This is a genomic window from Solwaraspora sp. WMMA2059 (assembly GCF_027497315.1).
Taxonomy (GTDB): Bacteria; Actinomycetota; Actinomycetes; order Mycobacteriales; family Micromonosporaceae; genus Micromonospora_E.
The window spans coordinates 4,601,414-4,618,281 of the sequence record NZ_CP114908.1 but is presented as its reverse complement, the minus strand read 5'-3'; the positions used below and the strand labels follow the sequence as shown (position 1 = coordinate 4,618,281).

Annotated in this window: 14 protein-coding genes; 4 read left to right on the top strand and 10 right to left on the bottom strand. The window is 69.5% G+C overall.

The features are described from left to right. Positions 1–2 precede the first annotated feature (2 nt). Positions 3–1,256: a Dyp-type peroxidase gene (locus O7553_RS21035; protein WP_281551402.1), complete on the top strand. Its 1,254-nt coding sequence runs from the start codon at positions 3–5 to the stop codon at positions 1,254–1,256. A 79-nt stretch (positions 1,257–1,335) separates the two neighbouring features. On the opposite strand, the gene O7553_RS21030 is transcribed toward O7553_RS21035, so the two are convergent. The 10 genes from O7553_RS21030 to O7553_RS20985 all read right to left on the bottom strand — a co-directional run bounded on the left by O7553_RS21030 (position 1,336) and on the right by O7553_RS20985 (position 14,207). Beyond that, entirely contained in the window at positions 1,336–1,932 is a 597-nt protein-coding gene (locus tag O7553_RS21030) for a DoxX family membrane protein (RefSeq protein ID WP_281551401.1), read from the bottom strand. Between the two features lie 154 nt (positions 1,933–2,086). Then, positions 2,087–2,668: a hypothetical protein gene (locus O7553_RS21025; RefSeq protein ID WP_281551400.1), complete on the bottom strand. Its 582-nt coding sequence runs from the start codon at positions 2,666–2,668 to the stop codon at positions 2,087–2,089. A gap of 562 nt (positions 2,669–3,230) precedes the next feature. Further along, a complete protein-coding gene (locus O7553_RS21020; RefSeq protein WP_281551399.1) occupies positions 3,231–3,755 on the bottom strand; it encodes a hypothetical protein in 525 nt (174 codons plus the stop codon). Positions 3,756–3,880: 125 nt separating this feature from the next. Beyond that, the gene (locus O7553_RS21015; protein WP_281551398.1) at positions 3,881–4,108 is read right to left on the bottom strand and encodes a hypothetical protein; all 228 of its coding nucleotides are present in this window, start codon (positions 4,106–4,108) and stop codon (positions 3,881–3,883) included. 226 nt (positions 4,109–4,334) lie between these two features. After that, entirely contained in the window at positions 4,335–6,818 is a 2,484-nt protein-coding gene (locus tag O7553_RS21010; RefSeq protein ID WP_281551397.1) for a nucleoside hydrolase-like domain-containing protein, read from the bottom strand. A 717-nt stretch (positions 6,819–7,535) separates the two neighbouring features. Next, complete coding sequence (locus tag O7553_RS21005) at positions 7,536–8,441, bottom strand: sugar-binding domain-containing protein (protein ID WP_281551396.1); 906 nt, start codon at positions 8,439–8,441, stop codon at positions 7,536–7,538. 220 nt (positions 8,442–8,661) lie between these two features. Continuing rightward, positions 8,662–9,615, bottom strand: a complete 954-nt coding sequence (locus O7553_RS21000) for a transketolase C-terminal domain-containing protein (RefSeq protein ID WP_281551395.1) — start codon at positions 9,613–9,615, stop codon at positions 8,662–8,664. Continuing rightward, positions 9,612–10,505, bottom strand: coding sequence for a transketolase (locus O7553_RS20995; protein ID WP_281551394.1), 894 nt, complete (start codon positions 10,503–10,505; stop codon positions 9,612–9,614). The genes O7553_RS21000 and O7553_RS20995 overlap by 4 nt, the downstream gene beginning before the upstream one ends. Beyond that, positions 10,502–11,356: a TIM barrel protein gene (locus O7553_RS20990; protein WP_281551393.1), complete on the bottom strand. Its 855-nt coding sequence runs from the start codon at positions 11,354–11,356 to the stop codon at positions 10,502–10,504. Before O7553_RS20990 ends, O7553_RS20995 begins: the two co-directional genes overlap by 4 nt. Before the next feature lie 175 nt (positions 11,357–11,531). Further along, complete coding sequence (locus O7553_RS20985) at positions 11,532–14,207, bottom strand: CHAT domain-containing tetratricopeptide repeat protein (RefSeq protein WP_281551392.1); 2,676 nt, start codon at positions 14,205–14,207, stop codon at positions 11,532–11,534. Between the two features lie 190 nt (positions 14,208–14,397). On the opposite strand from O7553_RS20985, the gene O7553_RS20980 reads away from it, so the two are divergent. Genes O7553_RS20980 through O7553_RS20970 form a run of 3 tightly spaced genes read left to right on the top strand, consistent with a single transcriptional unit; the run spans position 14,398 to position 16,842 of the window. Continuing rightward, the gene (locus O7553_RS20980; RefSeq protein ID WP_281551391.1) at positions 14,398–15,717 is read left to right on the top strand and encodes a S8/S53 family peptidase; all 1,320 of its coding nucleotides are present in this window, start codon (positions 14,398–14,400) and stop codon (positions 15,715–15,717) included. Then, entirely contained in the window at positions 15,714–16,403 is a 690-nt protein-coding gene (locus O7553_RS20975; protein ID WP_281551390.1) for a sigma-70 family RNA polymerase sigma factor, read from the top strand. Before O7553_RS20980 ends, O7553_RS20975 begins: the two co-directional genes overlap by 4 nt. Continuing rightward, complete coding sequence (locus O7553_RS20970; protein ID WP_281551389.1) at positions 16,378–16,842, top strand: hypothetical protein; 465 nt, start codon at positions 16,378–16,380, stop codon at positions 16,840–16,842. The genes O7553_RS20975 and O7553_RS20970 overlap by 26 nt, the downstream gene beginning before the upstream one ends. Positions 16,843–16,868: the final 26 nt, after the last annotated feature.

Sequence of the window (16,868 nt, the reverse complement as noted above, 5' to 3'; positions counted from 1 at the left end):
GCATGCCTGCTGAGGAACACGTTGCCCGGCCGGCGGTGAACCGCCGCCTGCTGTTCACCGGCGGCGCCGCCGCGCTCGGCGGAGCGTTGGCCAGCGGTGCGGCGGTCGCCGCGGCAGCAACCAGCAACCGGCAACCGGCCGACCCCGGCCCGGCCGCCGCCGAGCCGCTACCGGTCGATTTCGGTACGGAGACGGTGCCGTTCCACGGGGCGCGGCAGGCCGGGGTGGCGACCGCGCCACAGGCGTACGCCTCGTTCGTCGCGTTCACCTTGAACACGGGAACGGGCCGGCCGGCACTGGGCCGGCTGTTGCGGCTGCTCACCGACGATGCGGCCCGGCTGACCCAGGGCGTGGCGCCGTTGGCCGACACCGAGCCGGAATTGGCGGTGCTGCCGGCCCGGTTGACTGTGACGTTCGGGTTCGGCCCCGGGCTGTACGCGGTGGCCGGGGTGCCGGACCGCCGGCCGGATTCGGTGGCCGACCTGCCGGCGTTTGCGATCGACCGGCTGGAACCCGGCTGGTCCGGCGGTGACCTACTGCTGCAGATCTGCGCCGACGATCCGCTCACGGTGGCCCACGCGCAACGGATGCTGATCAAGGATGCCCGGCCGTTCGCCCGGGTGCGTTGGGTGCAGCAGGGCTTCCGCCGGGGGCGGGGGGTCGAACATGAGGCGCACACCCAGCGCAACATCATGGGCCAGATCGACGGTACGGCGAACCCGACCCCTGACACGCCCGCGTTCGACACGGCGGTCTGGGCCGCTGACGGTCCGGACTGGCTGCGCGACAGCACCACCTGTGTGGTGCGCCGGATCCGCACCGAGATGGAAACCTGGGACAAGCTGGGCCGGGTCGACAAGGAGCTGGTGATCGGGCGGCGGCTGGACAGCGGGGCACCGCTGACCGGTGAGGAGGAGACCGACGAACCGGACTTCTCCGCGGTCAACGAAGTCGGGCTGCCGATCATGCCGGACTTCTCGCACGTCACCCGGGCGCACATCACCGACGACCGGTACAAGATCCTGCGGCGGCCGTACAACTACGACGGGGTGCCGGGCCCCGACGGTACGCCGGACAGCGGGTTGATCTTCGCCGCGTACCAGGCGGACGTCACCGCCCAGTTCCTGCCGATCCAGCAGCGGCTTGCCGACCACGACCTGCTCAACGAGTGGGTGACCCCGATCGGGTCGGCGGTGTTCGCGATTCCGCCCGGCTGCGGGCCCGGCGGCTGGATCGGCGAGAGTCTGCTGGCCTGACAGGGTCGGCGGCACGTCAGACGCCGGTGTGCCGGACCGCGGGGGAGCGGTCCGGCACACCGATCGGGGGAGGGGAAGGTCAGATCATCCAGCGGTTGCGCTGCACGAAGGGCAGCTTCGCCCAGAGTCGGCCGAGACCCCAGGTATGGCCGGCGTAGGCGGCGGCGAGGGCGACCAAGACGACCGCGTAGACGATGTGGTAGTCGACCAGCGGGTTGGTGGCGTGGGCGGGTTCCCCGCTGGCGGTGACGCGGTCGAGCGGGAACTCGGCGAGCCACATGAACACCATCATGAGGGCACCGGACGCGGCGGCGACCCGCAGCCCGATACCGGCGATCAGCGCGATGCCGATGGCGCCGAGGCCGGTCATGAACAGGGTGTCGGCCCACCAGGTGCCGGCGATCGAGTGGAAGAACGACTGCAGCGGGCCGACCTCGACCGAGGAGAGGAAGCCCTTGGTCGGCGAGCCGCCGTTGACCCAGGCCCGCTCGGCCGGGGTGGCGAAGCCGAAGCCGAAGGTCTTGTCGAGGAACGCCCAGAGGAAGACGAACCCGGTGGAGATCCGCAGCACGGCCATGGCCCGGGCGGCGGTGGTGGTCAGCATCGCGCCGGGGAGTTCGGCGCGATCGAGGGGCCGTTCGATCGACCGGTGGCTGGTGTGCTGGGTGGTGGTCATCGTCGCCTCCGCGACTCGTATCTCGCTGTGACGAGATCAGCTTCCCGCGTTGGCGGGTCCCGCCGCCTGAGGCGGAACACCCGTGGTGGCCGGGACCTTGGTCCCGACCACCACGGGACGTCCGTCGGCGCCGCCAGCGCTCCGTTCGGTGTGGTCAGAGTCCGGCTGCGGCGTCGTACCGGCGGCGCAGATCGGCCATCTCCGGTTCGGCCAGAGCCTCCTTCATCGCCAGCTCCGCGTACTTCGGTGGGAACATCTGCCGCAGCCGGTCGACGAACATGACCTCGGCGGTGGCCTCGACCACCTGGATACCGGGTGGCTCGGTGGACAGGTCCATGATCACCGGACCGGCGAGCTTCGGAGCGACGTCCCAGGGGCGGTCGGGTCCGGCGACCCCGCAGAGGTGGAAGCCGTAGACGGTCCGTACGTCGGCGAGTGTGTCGACGTCGGTCGGCTCGTGGCCGTAGACGTGGACCCCGCAGATCACCGCCGGTGCCCGTCCGTCGCCGTCGGCCGCCTGCACGATGTGATCGGCGTGGTTGTGCTGCCCCGGGTCCGCCTGTTCAAGCGTGGCGCGCATCCGGGTCATGATCTGTCCGCGCAGATCCGCCGGTGCCAGGTCGGGGTCGGCCGAGTCGGCCAGTACGACCACGCTGAACGAACTCGCCAGCAGGATCACCGCCACCCAGGCGAAGCGGTTTCGGTACCACCTGGCGAATCTCTCCCGGGGAACCATGGCTACTTCTCACCTCGTCGCCGAATCCGATGCCTTGGCAGACCAGAGTGGATGTTGCTGACGGACAGCCTGTCGGGCGGTGCGGCACGGGTGTCTGCCAGGTGCCGCGCTGCCGACGCTGCGATGCTCCCGGCTGGCCGTTCTCAGCGCGGTTGCCCCCACGCTGCGGCGATGTGAGTCATTTCAGCACGAGTGGACAGATTCGGCAACATCGATGCTGGTGTGGTTGTAGGGGATACCCAAGAGGTGCGTGGTGTTCGAGGAGTATCCACGTGATGCTCCGTGCACGAGGGGCGGCGAACCGGGTGTGTACCGGGTTCTGGGGTTGGAGGTCGTCCGAGGTCGCATCACCGAAGGAGGCTCATCGTGAGATTGACCCGCTCAGTCAAGGTGGCGCTCGCAGTGGCAACCGGCTTGGCGCTGACCTTGGCGATAAGTCCATCGACCGCGTCGGCGGCCGTCGGCACGGGATCGGCGGCACCTGCCGCCGGTACCTCGCAGGCGACCTGGCATCTGTCCGACTATGAGCAGCGTGTCTGCCTTCCGGCTGGCGAATCCAATTTCACGTACTTCGTTGGATTCGTCGCTGGCTCGTGGTCATCGCCCCTGCACGTCGACATGCACGGTCTACCCGAGGGTACGGACTACGGCCTGCCGCATCCGATCGCGCCTGGACGCCGATCCGCCCCGGCGGCGGATCGGCTTTCCCTGCCCTGCTCCGCAGGAGTTCCGTTTCCTCCCGGCCGCAACGCCGGAGTATCCACGGAAGGAATCCGATGACGTCAATGATCCGGCTGACGCCCCACGCCCAGGCCATCAGCAGCCCGGTGCTGCTGGACGAGCCGTAGATGCTGTAGAAGGCACCCTGCTTGTTGCTGCGTCCGGTGCCTTCCTGGCCGACGGAGAACGGGTCGAAGCTGATCACGGCGGCACCGGCGGACCGGATGGTGGCGGTGTCCGCGCCGAAACCGCCGTAGACGATGACGGCCGGGTGGGGTCCGGATCCGCTGGGCAGTTGGACGCTGGCCGAGAAGCTGGAGCTGCGGCCGTTGTGCGAGACGTTCACCGTGATGTTGGAACTGGTCATGGTGCCGGTGACGGTGGCCGGCTTCGCTGGCTTGTCACCGTAGACGTACCGTTCGGCCTGTTCCCGGATCTCGGCCCGCCGGCATACCCACTCGGCCTTGGTGGTGATCCGCGAACCGTCGATTTTTAGGACCGGATCTGGAAGTCGGGAGCTGGGCTGAAGGAACCTGGATTGGGTACGAGGCAGTCGGCGCCCTCATCCTCGACATTCGAGGCGAAGGCGAGGGCACCGTCGGCGGCGTCGGCGGCGCGGGTTCCCGCCAGTACTGTCATGGCTCCAGCGACCGCGAGGGCTGCTGTGGAGAGCATGACGACCGCCGAACGGATCTTCGAGCGGCCCGAGCTGATGATCACCAGGGCTCTCCCTTCCGGCTAGGTGACGGCTGCGACATCAATCGAAGTTCGCGGATGTCGCGGCGATAAGTTTCGAACAATCTAACGAAACAGATCAATGGGCGGCGGGGGTGCTGGCCGGTCGGACCACAGGAAGCAGGGCGCCTCCCGGGCAGTCCAACAATGTCCTGCCTGGGAGGCGCCCCTTGGCCGCCGCTCCGTCCCCACGGCCGGCGGCTGACCCGACCTACCGGACGTTGATCACCATCCGCCGGAAGGAGTACAGGTTGGGCGACCCGTTGTCACGTACCTGCAGGATGATGTGGATGCTCTGCCCGCCAGCGTTCGACGGGATCTGCACCGTGGCCGAGGTGCCAGAGCTGTTGCTGATCGACACGCTGCCGTTGTACGAGCTGGGCTCGTCGTAGTACGACCACGTGTACGCCAGCGAGTTGCCGTCCGGGTCGCTGGAGCCGGCTGCGCTGAGGTTCACACTGGAGCCAGCGGAGGCGGGCATCTCCAGGACATCCTTGGTGGTGTCACCGTTGAGCACGGCGATCGGATGGTGGTTGGCGCCGGAGTAGCTGCTGGTGATGCTCCAGTCCATCCGGGCCGCGAAGTCGTTGTGAATGGCGGTGCTCCACCGGTTGATCGAGCTGCCACCCTCCGACGCGTCGGTGTACATGTAGTAGGGGTCGAACGACGGCTCGTGGTCGAGCCGACCGCTGCAGGACATACCACGTACAGCGGACCTTTCGGCTGGGCCGAACCGACCGCCGAAGCCGCCCCAGTCCACGTGGTCCGGATCGGTCAGCCCGTTCGCGATCTGGTGCAGGAACGCCGGGGTGTCACCCTCGGTCGCCCACTGCCTGTCCGGGTACTGCGCCCCCAGCGGACCGTGGTTCTGGACGTTGGAGTCCAACCAACCGTCCGACGGCTGCCAGCTGTACACCAGGTTCTTTGCGCGGATGTAGACGAGGTTCGGGTAGTTTTTCGTCAGCCACGCGCCAGCATCGTCCTGACCGAGGATGTCGTACACCCGGAGCTTGCTGATGAACCGGTTGACCTCTGCCTGGCTGCGAGTGTTCTGTACCTTCCAGACCGCTTGCGCCAAAGTGTTGCCGCCACCCCAGAAGTTGACCCAAACCGGCCGGGGATCGTCCCGGTCCACCGCAGCGATGATCAGCTCCGAGCCGGGGGTGTCCCTACCCGAACCGACCGCGTCCATGCCGTAGCCGGTCTGACCCAGCTTCGAGATGGACTGCAGGTACGACAGGCTCGGGTATCCGTCGGCGTGCCGTTGCAGGTTGGACAGTACCTGGCCGTACGCGTTCAGTCGGGGATTGAGCAGGTTGTTCATGTTGGAGGAGCTCTGCGTCGGCCGCCAGCAACTGGTGCTGCCGATGATGCCTTCCAGGTCCACCTCGTTGGCCATCACCAGCATACGAACGAGCGACTGCAGGTCGTCCGGGTCAGCCCCCAGGTCGGTCGTGTTGATGACCCGCGGCTTCGAGGACGCGGCTCGTACCGATACCGACTTGGCGAGGGAGTTGGTGCGGCCGTCGTTGTCGGTGACGGTGACGGTGACGGTGTAGGTGCCCGCGGCGGAGTACTGGTGGGTGGTGACTGCGCCGGTCTTGACGGTGCCGTTGCCGTAGTCGGTGCGGTAGGCAGTGATAGTGCCGTCGAGGTCAAAGGATGCGGTGGCGTCGACGGTGATGGTGTCGCCCGGTTTGGGGTTGGTCGGGGTGATGGTGAAGGCGGCCACTGGGTCGCCGGGGTTGCTGGCGCGGGCGACTTTGATGGCGTTGACCTTTGCGTTCTCGACGTTGGATACGAATTGGATGTTGATGGTGCCGTCGCCGACTGCCACGGAGCTCTGGGTGGTATAGGCGGTGTCCGCGCCGACTCGGGCGAAGATGTCGAGGTCGCTGACCTGTTCGGCGTCCTCCATGAGGACGTCGAAGCTCCGGAGGCCGGCTGCGGTGTGGTAGACCTCGGCGAAGTAGAGGGTGACGGTGTAGTAGCCGTTCGGCACTGCGGCTGAGTAGCTGAAGTTGCCGTAGCGTTCGCTCTGGAAGAGAGCGTCGTCGGTAGTGCCGTTGATGGAGTCGCTGACGGTGTAGGTGGAGCCGCCGGAGAAGCCGGTGTCGGCAGCGAAGGCGGTGCCGTCCGAGCTGGTGAAGGCGCTGCCGCCAGCGTTGATGGCGAAGACCGTCTGAGTGGGTGGTGCGGTGGTGGGTGGTGCGGTGGTGGGTGGTGCGGTGGTGGGTGGTGCGGTGGTGGGGGTGGTGGAGCCGGTGCAGACGGTGCCGTTCAGGGTGAACGAGGTGGGTTTCGGGTTGTTGTTGGTCCAGGCTCCGTTGAACCCTGGGCTGACGGTGCCGTTGGTGGGAATGTTGCCGTTGTACGAGGCGTTTCTGACGGTCACGTTGCTGCCGGACTGGCTGACCGAGCCGTTCCAGAGCTGAGTGATTGTCTGGCCTGCGGGGAAGGTGAACTGGAGTGTCCAGCCGGAGATCGGGTCGCCGAGGTTGGTGATGTCGATGGTCGCGCCGAAGCCGCCGGACCACTGGCTGGTGATGTTGTAGTTGACCCGGCAACCGGCTGCGGCGCTGGCTTGAGTGGCGACGGCGACTGTCGCGGTGGAAGCCACGACGAGCGCGGTCGCGGCCAGCGCGCTACGTCGGAGTCCGGACAGTCGAGTTCTCTTGTGGTGGGCAAGCCTCATCGGGCTTCCTCTCTGCCACCCTAATCAGGAGAACGGGCGGCGAACAGCGCAGCTGGACCTGAGCTGAGCGCATTGCTGCCAGAATGTGAATGGACATCTCGCCGGCTGTCGCCCCAGCTGCGGGTATGAAGGACGAAAGTCTCCGCGGCCGTTGCCCTCGGCCACAGAACGAGCAGCGTCCCCGGTCTCCCGAAAGCCATATATACATTCATCGTCGCAGATGTGAATCGCGACTGCAAGGGTAGTCGTCACTGAATATCTATTCTATGCCCGTTGGGCGCGCTGTTTCGCCTTGATTGGCGTCGGTGTTTGTGGGTGCTCGGCCGGGCTGACGCTTTCCAGTGGGCGCTGCGCATGCGACAGCGAGCGTCGTTGCGGTGACCGCGCGACGCCGCGATGGGCGTAGCTGAGGGCGTGGGCCTGCTTTTCGCCGGGTGGCCGGCGTGCTACTGCTGGCCTTTGCCCTCAGCTACGTCGTCGAGGGACGGGTGCGTCCGTCGCCGTTGCCCTCGGCCACGGAACATCAGCGCTTCTGGGCTCCCGGCGCGTGTTGTCCACACCTCATCATGCCAGTAGGGGCCGGGCGCTGCAAGGAAAGTCGGTTATGAATACCCGCTCGACGAGGGTGCGACATCGGTTGACTGCGGCGGTAGGCAATCTTGTCGACCTGCCAGACTTACCAGTTTCGCTGGCCTCGGCGAAACAAAATCGAATGAGCTACCGGGAAGTAGGTCGATCTGGGGTGTCAACCAGAAGCTGGGCGACCGTGAGGTCGGTGATGAGCACATTGACGTGCTTGCCGAGCAGCGCGCCGCGGATGGCGGCGAGCTTGTTCCTCCCGCCAGCGACGGCGACTCTCCGGGGAATCGTCTGCAACTCTGTGGGACTGATGCCAAGGATTCGGTCGCCGAGCGGGGTGTGCACGGCCTGACCTACGGCGTCGTAGAACCGCAGACAGACATCCCCTACGGCACCGCCGGCGCGTAGGGCCGCCTGGTCAGGCTCCGCGAGGGCGTTGCCGCTCTCGAGTAGCAGTGGCGAGGGCTCGAGGCTGCCGATGCCGACCAGTGCCATCGTCAGCTTCGGCCAGGTCTGCAGCACTTCCGCGACAGTGGGATCCCGCAACAACGCCTCGCGAGCAGCCTCGGTGCCGAGCATCGCCGGCGCCGGCATGAAAAGTGGCTCGGCTCCGGTCATCGCCGCGAATCGGCTCATCAGCAGGTTTGCGCGTACCTGCACGCGAGGATTCCCGACGCCACCGACGATCTGGACGACCTGATCAACGACGCGGGCGCGGGACGGACGCATCCGTTCGACAGCGGCCAGCAGAGTCGCGCTCCACGAGGAGATGCCGACCCGGTCACCGCCGGTGAGGGTGGTCTCCAGGTAGTCGGCTGCCGCCGCGCCCAGAGCTGGGAGCAGGTCATCCACACTCGAGGCATCGACCACCACGGCCTCATGCAGGTCGTACTGCTGCTCGACAGCCTCCTCCAAGTCGGTGTGGACACCGGCCGGCAGCGACACGATCGTCCGGACGATGCCAATCTCAGTGGCTCGTTTGAGCAGCCTGGACACACGTGCCTGCGAGATGTGCAACTCATCGGCGATGCTGGTCTGCCGCATGTTTCGTTCGTGGTACATGCGGGCGACCTTCGCGACAAGCCGAACCTGGTCGTCGCTGTATGCCGCTCGTGGTTTCGTGCCGACGACATCCTCCTCAGCTGCGGCTTGGTGGCTACCCTCTGGCACTTGCCCGAGGGCCGGTTGGCCGATCCCTGCCGATCGTAGCGCCCGCCTTCCGGTCGGCAGACGCACGCGCAGAACACTCGGAACCCCGTGCGGGTCAGCGTCGAAGCGCCCGGTGGGCCGCGTCGACGATGCCGGCGGGAGAGATCCCGAAGTGCTCCAGCAGCCACCGGGCCGAACCGGTGGGCGCGAACACGCCGGGGACGCCGACGAACCTGACCGGAACCGGATGGTGCTGCACAACGGTCTCCGCGACCGCTCCGCCCAGGCCACCCGTGGTCAGCGCCTCTTCGACGGTGACGATCGCGCCGGTGTCCCGTGCCGCCGCGACGACGGCGTCGACGTCGAGCGGCTTGACGGTCGGCATCGACAGCACCCGAGCCTCGATGTCAAGCCGACTCAGCAGGCCGGCGGACTCCATCGCCGCGGACACGACGGTTCCGTTGGCGATGATCGTGACGTCGGTTCCTTCGCGGAGCCGGACCGCCTGCCCGGCCACGAAGCGGTAGTTCTCGGCGTTGACCGCAGCGACTCCCATCCGACTGACCCGGATGAAGACCGGCCCGGGATGTCCGGCCGCCCAGCGGACCGCCTGTCCGGTCTCGGCGGGGTCGCTGGGCACGATGACCGTGAGATTGGGTATGGCACGGAGCCAGGCCAGGTCCTCGATCGAGTGGTGGGTGGGTCCCAGTTCGCCGTACGCCATGCCCGGGCTCATCCCGCACAGGTTCAGGTTGTGGTTGGAGTACGCGGCGTCGACCTTGATCTGCTCGAGCGCGCGGGCGGTGAGGAAGCACGAGGCGGCCGAGACGAATGGTATCTTCCCGCCGTTGGCCAGGCCGGCGGCAACGCCCACCATGTCCTGCTCGGCGATGCCGACGTTGATCAGCCGGTCAGGAAATCTGCTGCCGAACTCGCTCAGCTTGCTGGAACCCACCGAGTCGTTGACCACCGCGACGATCCGTGGATCGGTTGCTGCGAGCTCGACGAGGGTCGCCGCGTAGGCGTCGCGGCAGTCGTGCAGGACCTGATCGGTCGTCAAGGCGCTCACTCTGTCTCCAACTCAGCGAGGGCGGTGGCAACCTGGTCGGCGTCGGGGACCTTGTGGTGCCAGGCGACCTCGTCGCTCATAAAGGTGATCGGATGGCCCTTCACCGTGTGGGCGATCACGAACGTGGGTTTGCCGTCGGCCGGGGCGCGGGTGAGCACGTCGAGCAGCGCGCCGTGGTCGTGTCCGTCTACCTCGACCGGCTGCCAACCGAACGCACGGATCTTGTCCGCGAGCGGCTCCAGCTCGTTGGTGTCGGCGACCCGGGCACCCTGCTGCAGCCGGTTGCGGTCGACAATCGCGGTGAGGCGCTCCAACCGGTGGTGTGCGGCGGCCATCATCGCCTCCCAGTTGGAGCCTTCCTGCAACTCGCCGTCGCCGAGGACGACGAAGGTGCGTCGACGGGAACCGTCGAGCTTGCCGGCCAGGGCGGTGCCGACCGCGATCGGCAGACCGTGCCCGAGCGGGCCGGTGTTGGCCTCGACACCGCGGACCTTGGTCCGGTCGGGATGTCCGTTGAGCTTCGACAGCGGCTGCAGGAACGTGTCCAGGGCGACAGGGTCGAGCAGACCGGCGGCGGCCAGCGTGGCGTAGAGTGCGCCGGCCGCGTGACCCTTGGACAGGATGAGCCGATCTCGCTCGGGATCATCCAGTCGGTCTGCGGAGATCTCCAGCACGTGCAGATAGAGGGTGGCCAGGATGTCGATGACACTGAACTCGCCACCGACATGCCCCAGCCCGGCCGCGTTGATCATGCTGATGTCGCGTCGCCGGATGAGCCGGGCGCCTTCCCGGATGTGCGCGATGATCGCTTCCCGGCCGGCCCCGGGGCCGATCCGACCGAGAACCGGCAGCGCCGAGTTGTCGGGGGCAGCGACCGGTGCCGCGTTCATCGGTCTACCGCCATCGATCGCAACAGGGCGTCCTGCACCAGGCGTTGCGCGGTGAGTGCGTCCTGGCGGTGCTGCGCCTCGCGTAGTGCCTGAATGTCGAGCAGGTCCAGACCTCGGTGCACCGCTTTGAGGAAGCGGATGGACAGCCGGGCCGCCTCGACGCTGTCCTCCCGGAATGGGAACTGGTCGAGCTGCCAGACGCCTTCCCAGTTGTTCACCCGCAGGGTGTAGAAGAACTCGAAGATCTCGGTGAGGTGAACGGTGCCGACCACCAGGTCGTCGTCCCAGCCGCGGAGGTTGTCGTTGACGTCCATCCCGTAGAGCCGGCCGTGGTCGATGAGCAGCTGAGCGGCGTCGGCGGGCGATTCTCCGCCGTACAGTGAGTGACCGAAGTCGAGCAGGACCCCGACGTTGTCCAAGCCGATCTGCTGGATGCCCAGCAGCGAACGGGCGGCGGAGTCCCAGGTCATGTGCACCCGGGGCTCGCGTGGCTTGTACTCGATGGCGAACTTCAGGTCGGGATGAGCGCCAGCGAGCTCGCGCATGCCGTCGACGGCCAGTGCCCAGAGCTGCCGGTGGTCCACCTGGAACGGGTAGTCCCAGCCGTCCTGACCAGGCCAGATCTTGACGTAGTCGGCGCCGAGCTCGCGGACGACTCCGGCCGCCTCGTGCATGAGGTCGAGCGCGGTGGACCGTACCGCCGGGTCCGGGTTGGTGAAGGCGCCCTTGCTGAACCTGCGCAGGTAGATCTCCGGCGTGATGCCGATGGCGGCCAGGCCGGCCTCGGCAAGCGCGTCCTTCACCTCGGACAGACCGACTCCCGCAGTGAACGGGTAGTTCAGATCGACCACGGACAGCTCACCGACCTCGCCCGCCCGGGCTATTGCTTCCAGGGTGGTGACAGCGGGCCCGGCGGGGTCGGCCAGCGTCGTCGCTCGTCAGCTAACCGGAGGTCCGGTACGGTGGCAGGCGAATTCTGCGGCCCCTCGACAACGCCAACGGCGGAGCGGCCGACTGCACCTGGGCTCAACCGGCGCCGAAGCAGACGAACGCGGCGGCCGTCGCATGCCGGGCCCCGACCGCACCGTCCGGGTCCGCGGCGAACGCCCGCTGTGCCCGGGCCAGCGCCACCGCCGGAGCATGCCCGGCCAGCATCTCGCGGTGCAACTCCAGCATCAGCGCGGTGGTCAGCTCGCCCGGCACCGGCAGCACCGTCGCGATCAGACAGCGGGCGCCCAGCGCCAGCAGCACCGCGGTGAAGCCCATCACCTCGTCGCCGGGGCGGACCCCGGCCAGCCCGGAATCACAGGCCGACAACACCACGCAACCGGGCGGACTGATGATCCGCTCCAGTTCGTACGCGGTCAATGGTCCGTCTGCCAGCTCCAGTGTGGAGAACAGCGGGTTGTCCGCCCGGAACCGCCCGTGCGCGGCGATGTGGGCCAGTCGCGCGCCGTTGAGTGCCCCGGTTACCGCGTCGGCGGTGGCAGCGGCCCCGGTGAGCGTGCGGGAGCCGGGCAGCACCGCGCTGAGCTGCCGTACCTCGGTCTCGGCAGCCGGTAGTCGCGGCCCGGCCACCAGCACCGCCGGCCCGCCGGCCGGCTGCGCCCCAGCCGCCGGTCCGCCGGCCGGCTGCGGATCCACCCCGCCGGACCGCCGGCCGGCGGACCGCAGCCACGCCGTCGCCGATGGCGCCACCGTCACCGCCCGGCCCGCACAGGTCGGCAGACCCGACCACGGTACGGCGTGCAGGTCGCCGATCGGCACGATCACCAGCGGACGGTCGGCGATCAGGTCGCGTACCGGATCGAACAGTTGCCGGTCCAGTGCGCCGGCAGTGTGCCGTACCCCGGTCCGGGCGTCGGCGCTGTCGCCGGTGGTGACCAGCCGGCGCAACCCGAACCGGTGCAGCCGGGTCACCCGTACCGCGTCGGTCAACGACCCGAGGTCGTGCAGCGTCGGTCGGCCGTCGTGGACCAGCACCGCGAGCAGCCGCTCGCCGTGCGCCACCAGTTCCAGCAGTACGGCGGCGCCGAGCGCCGCAGCGAGGTCGGTGACCCCGGGCGGCGCGAGCAGTTCGCCGCCACCGTTGACCCCTCGGGCCAGCTCCCGGATCCGCTGCTCCAGCCGGGCCTGACTGCCGCGTAGCGTCTGCACCGGGTTGCCGGCCAACAACGCGTCCTCGAGTGCCGCGCTGACCATCCGCAGCTCGGTCAGCGCGGTGGCCAGGTCCGGATCCGGTGGCGGTGAGACCCGCCGCATCCGTAGCGCGTTGGCCCGCCACCGTTCCGCCCAGGTGAACACCTGCGCCGGTGCGCCCCGCTGGATGGCGATGTCCAGGCCTTCGGCGGCCAGCTCCTTACCGTACGTCCCGCTGTTGGCCCGCAGTTCGGTCGCGCCGAGCGAGGCGCGGTGTCCGTCGAGTACCGCTAGACCGTGGCGCAGCGCACGGGCCGCCCCGGACTCGTCGCCGGCCAGCCGGTGGCGCAACGCCAGGGCGTACCACCCCTGGGCGCGGCGGGGTGCGGTGCCCCGCCGCCGGGCGTCCGCGGCGACCTCCATCAGTTCGACCGCCCGGCTGTGCCGGCCCAGCGTGGTGGCCAGCCGGGCGGCCTCGATCCTGCTGGTGAGGGCGGGTCCGGGCCAGCCGGTGGCGTCGAGCTGGTCGGCGGTACGGATCATCGCGGCGAGCAGCGCGGGGGACCGGGTGCCCCGGGCGTACCCGGCCCGCAGCTCGACGTGTCGGGCGAGGGTGGCCCAGGCCCGCCGGCCCTGCCGTCGGAACCGGCTACGTGCCGCCCCGGCGGTGTCGGCCGCGGTGGCCAGGTCGCCGGCGAGCAGCGCGGCCCGCGCCTGGGCGAGCAGCGCCTCGGCCAGGTCCGAGGCCATCCCGAGCCGGCGCAGCTCGGTCACGGCGGTCTCGGCCACCGTGACCGCCTCGTCGATCAGCGGTACGGACAGCAACAGCTCGAAGCGGTCCAGCAGCAGCGCGGGGCGGGGCACTGCGAGCCGGCGGTACTCGTTGTCGACCTCGGCGAAGCAGTGCAGCGCGCCGGCCACGTCGCCGCGTTGCCCGGTGGCGATGCCGCTGTTCCACCGGGCGTCGGCGGCGGCCAGGTCCAGCCCGAGCTGACTGAAGATGGCCGCGGCGCGGTTCAGGTCGTCGTCGGTGTCGGCATCGAGATGGGCGTTGAGGTGGGCGTTGAGCAGCCCCCGGTTGTTGCGGGCGCGCGCCTCCAGCAGGAGGTCGCCCTCACGGCGGGCGATCTCCACCGCCTGGTCGTAGTCGCGGACCGCCTCGTCGAACCGGCCCCGGTAGTGCAGCACCACGCCGCGCTGCATCCGGGCCCGGCCGGCGTCGGCGCCGGTCAGCTGCGGCAGGGCCAGGGTGACGACCCGCAGCGCGGCAGTGGTCCGGCCGGCGCTGGCCAGGACGTAGCCGAGGCTCATCCGGGCCAGCGCCCGAAGCCGGGCGTCGTCCCCAGCCCGCACCGCCCGGTGCAGGTGGCGTGCCGCGCCGGTTAGGTCGTTGAGCTCGCGTAACGCCAGGCCGATGGCGCGTTCCGCAGTGGATCGGGCGCGGGCGTCCGGCGCGTCGGCAAGCACCCGGTGGGCGATCGAGATGGCCTCGTGTGGGTAGCGCTGGACGGTGTCCAGGGCCCGCTGTGCCAGGTCGACACCGGAATCGGTGCGTTCGGTCACGAGACAGAGAATTCCCCACCCGTGCACCCCGGGTCAACGGCGGCACCCGGGCGCCAGTCATTTAATTGACACATAACTATCCTTTGAAATAATCGTGTCGGTCCCGTAACCTTCTGTGGTCGCCCTCGTGGTGCCGGCCCCGTCTCCCACCCGCTTGGAGGGTCAGGTGTCGTCCGACCACCGTCACCCCGTGCCGGGTCTCCCCGGGCAGGTCTCCCGCCGGCAGCTGATGGGGTGGTCCGCGCTGGCGGCCGCGCTGCTGCCCCTCGGCCCGGCGACCAACTGGTCGCACCCGACCGGCCAGGCCGGCGCGCCAGGGCCCGCCGACCGGTCCCTCGACCAGAGCTACCAACGGGCGTTCCTGGAGATCCTGGCCGCCCACCCGGCGGTACGGCGGTACACCGCGGCAGCCGGCAAGGAGTTCCTCTACCGTCCCCGGCAGCTACTGGTCGCCCCGGCCGACGTCGAGCGGGTGACGGCCCGGCTGCGCGCCGATGGCCACCAGGTCACCGAGGACGACGGGTTCGCCCAAGTCGGCCGGCTGTGCTTCGACCGGGAGACCGACGTCCCGGCCGTGGTCGACAAGCTCCGCGACCCGCGCCAGTGGCCCGGCGGGCGGGCCCCGCAGGTGCAGCCGCACCACGTCCTGCTCGGCTTCGGCAACATCATGGGCAACCCCGGCGGGCCACCACGGGTAGCGGCCGCGCTTCCACCGCCGGATCCGGCCCGGCTCGGTGAAGGGGCCGACGTCACGGTCGGTGTCTGCGACACCGGCATCTGGCGGCTCGCCGGCGACGTGCACCCGGACTGGCTCGGCGGCAGCTACCTGCCGGAGCCCGACGACGAGGACCCGCTGTACCTCGGCGGCACCCAACTGGCCCTGCAGGGCGGGCACGGCACCTTCGTCGCCGGTGTCGTACGGCAGGCCGCCCCCGGTGTACGGGTCGACCCGGAGTCGGCACTGGACGCCAACGGCATCGGCGACGAGGAGAGCCTGATCGCCGCGATCGGCCGGCTCGGTCCGCAGGTGTCGGTCATCAACCTCTCCCTCGGCTACTTCACGCAGCACGACCAGCCGCCGTTGCCGCTGGCCAACGCCGTCGCCGCGCTGCCCAAGACGACGGCGGTGGTCGCCGCCGCCGGCAACGCCGGCACCCGCCGTCCGTCCTGGCCGGCGGCGCTGCCGGGTGTGCTGGCCGTCGCCGCCCTCGACGCGACCGACGGCGTCCCGGTGCCGGCTGACTACAGCAACTACGGCTCGTGGGTGGACGCCAGCGCGTACGGCGACCGCACCAGCACGTACGTCGACGGGGAGATGGTCCTGCCCGGCCAACCGGTGCTGCACTTCGACGGCTTCGCCGCCTGGGCCGGCACCTCCTTCGCCACCGGCCACGTCTCCGGTCGGCTCGCCGCCCTGATGACCGGCACCGGGCTGGACGCGGCGGCCGCCGCGGCGGTGCTGACCTCCGGCCCGGCCTGGCACCCCGACTACGGCGTGCTGGTCGAATGAGCAGCCCCGACGCCGTCCCCGACCCACCGCCGGCTACCGACCCAGCGCCGGCTACCGTCCCCGACCTGGTTTCCGCTGCCGCCGCCGGCGACGAGACCGCCTGGTCCGCGCTGGTCCACCGGTACGGCCCGCTGGTAGCGGCGGTGATCCGCAGCCACGGGCTCGACCACGCCGACGCCGCCGACGTCAACCAGACCGTCTGGCTGCGGCTGGTCGAGCACCTCGGCCGGCTGCGCGAGGCACACGCTCTGCCCGCGTGGCTGGTGACCACCACCCGACGGGAGTGTCACCGAATGCTGCGGCTCGGCCGGCGTACGCAGCCGTTCGACCCGTACGACGAGTCGACCGACGCGCATGTCGGTGTCTTCCGGCTGGTCGACCCGACGACGCCCGACGAGGATCTGCTCCGGGACGAGCGGTGCCAGGCGCTGCGTGACGCGCTCGCCGAGTTGCCGCCGCGCTGCCGGGAACTACTCACGCTACTCGTCGCCGACCCGCCGGCCAGCTACCGTGAGATCGGCGAGCAACTCGGCATGCCCACTGGAAGTGTCGGCCCGACCCAGGCCCGATGCTTGGCGAAGCTGCGCAACTGCCCAGCCCTCGCCCCGTACGTCAGGATCGGCCCGCCCGGGGGGCAGCAGGGGAACGGAGGTGAACGTGATGCGGCAGTGGCCACCAAACAGTGACGACGAGCTGCTGATCGAGCTGGGTGCCGCCCTGCGCGACTCCGGACCGGTGCCGGAGCACTTCCTGGCCGCGGCACTGGCCGCGTTCAGCTGGCGGACCGTCGACGCCGAGCTGGCGGTCGCCGAGCTGGTCTTCGACTCGGCCTGTGACCTCGATCCGGCCGGATCGACCCGGTCCGGCGGTACCGACCGGACGCTGACCTTCCGTTCCGGCCCGGTGGTCCTCGCCATCGAGGTCACCGCGACCGGGGTGGTGGGGCAGCTCTCTCCGGCCGCGACGGGCCGGCTCAGCGCCCGGTCGGCCGCCGGGCAGTACGAGGACGTCCAGGTGGACGAGGCCGGGTTCTTCTCGATGGGCGTACCGCCGACCGGCCCGGTGCAGCTGCGGGCCAGCACCGCGACGTACAAGGTCCGGACCTGCTGGGTCAGTCTTCGCTGAGCCAGCAGATCCGGAACCTCGTCGGG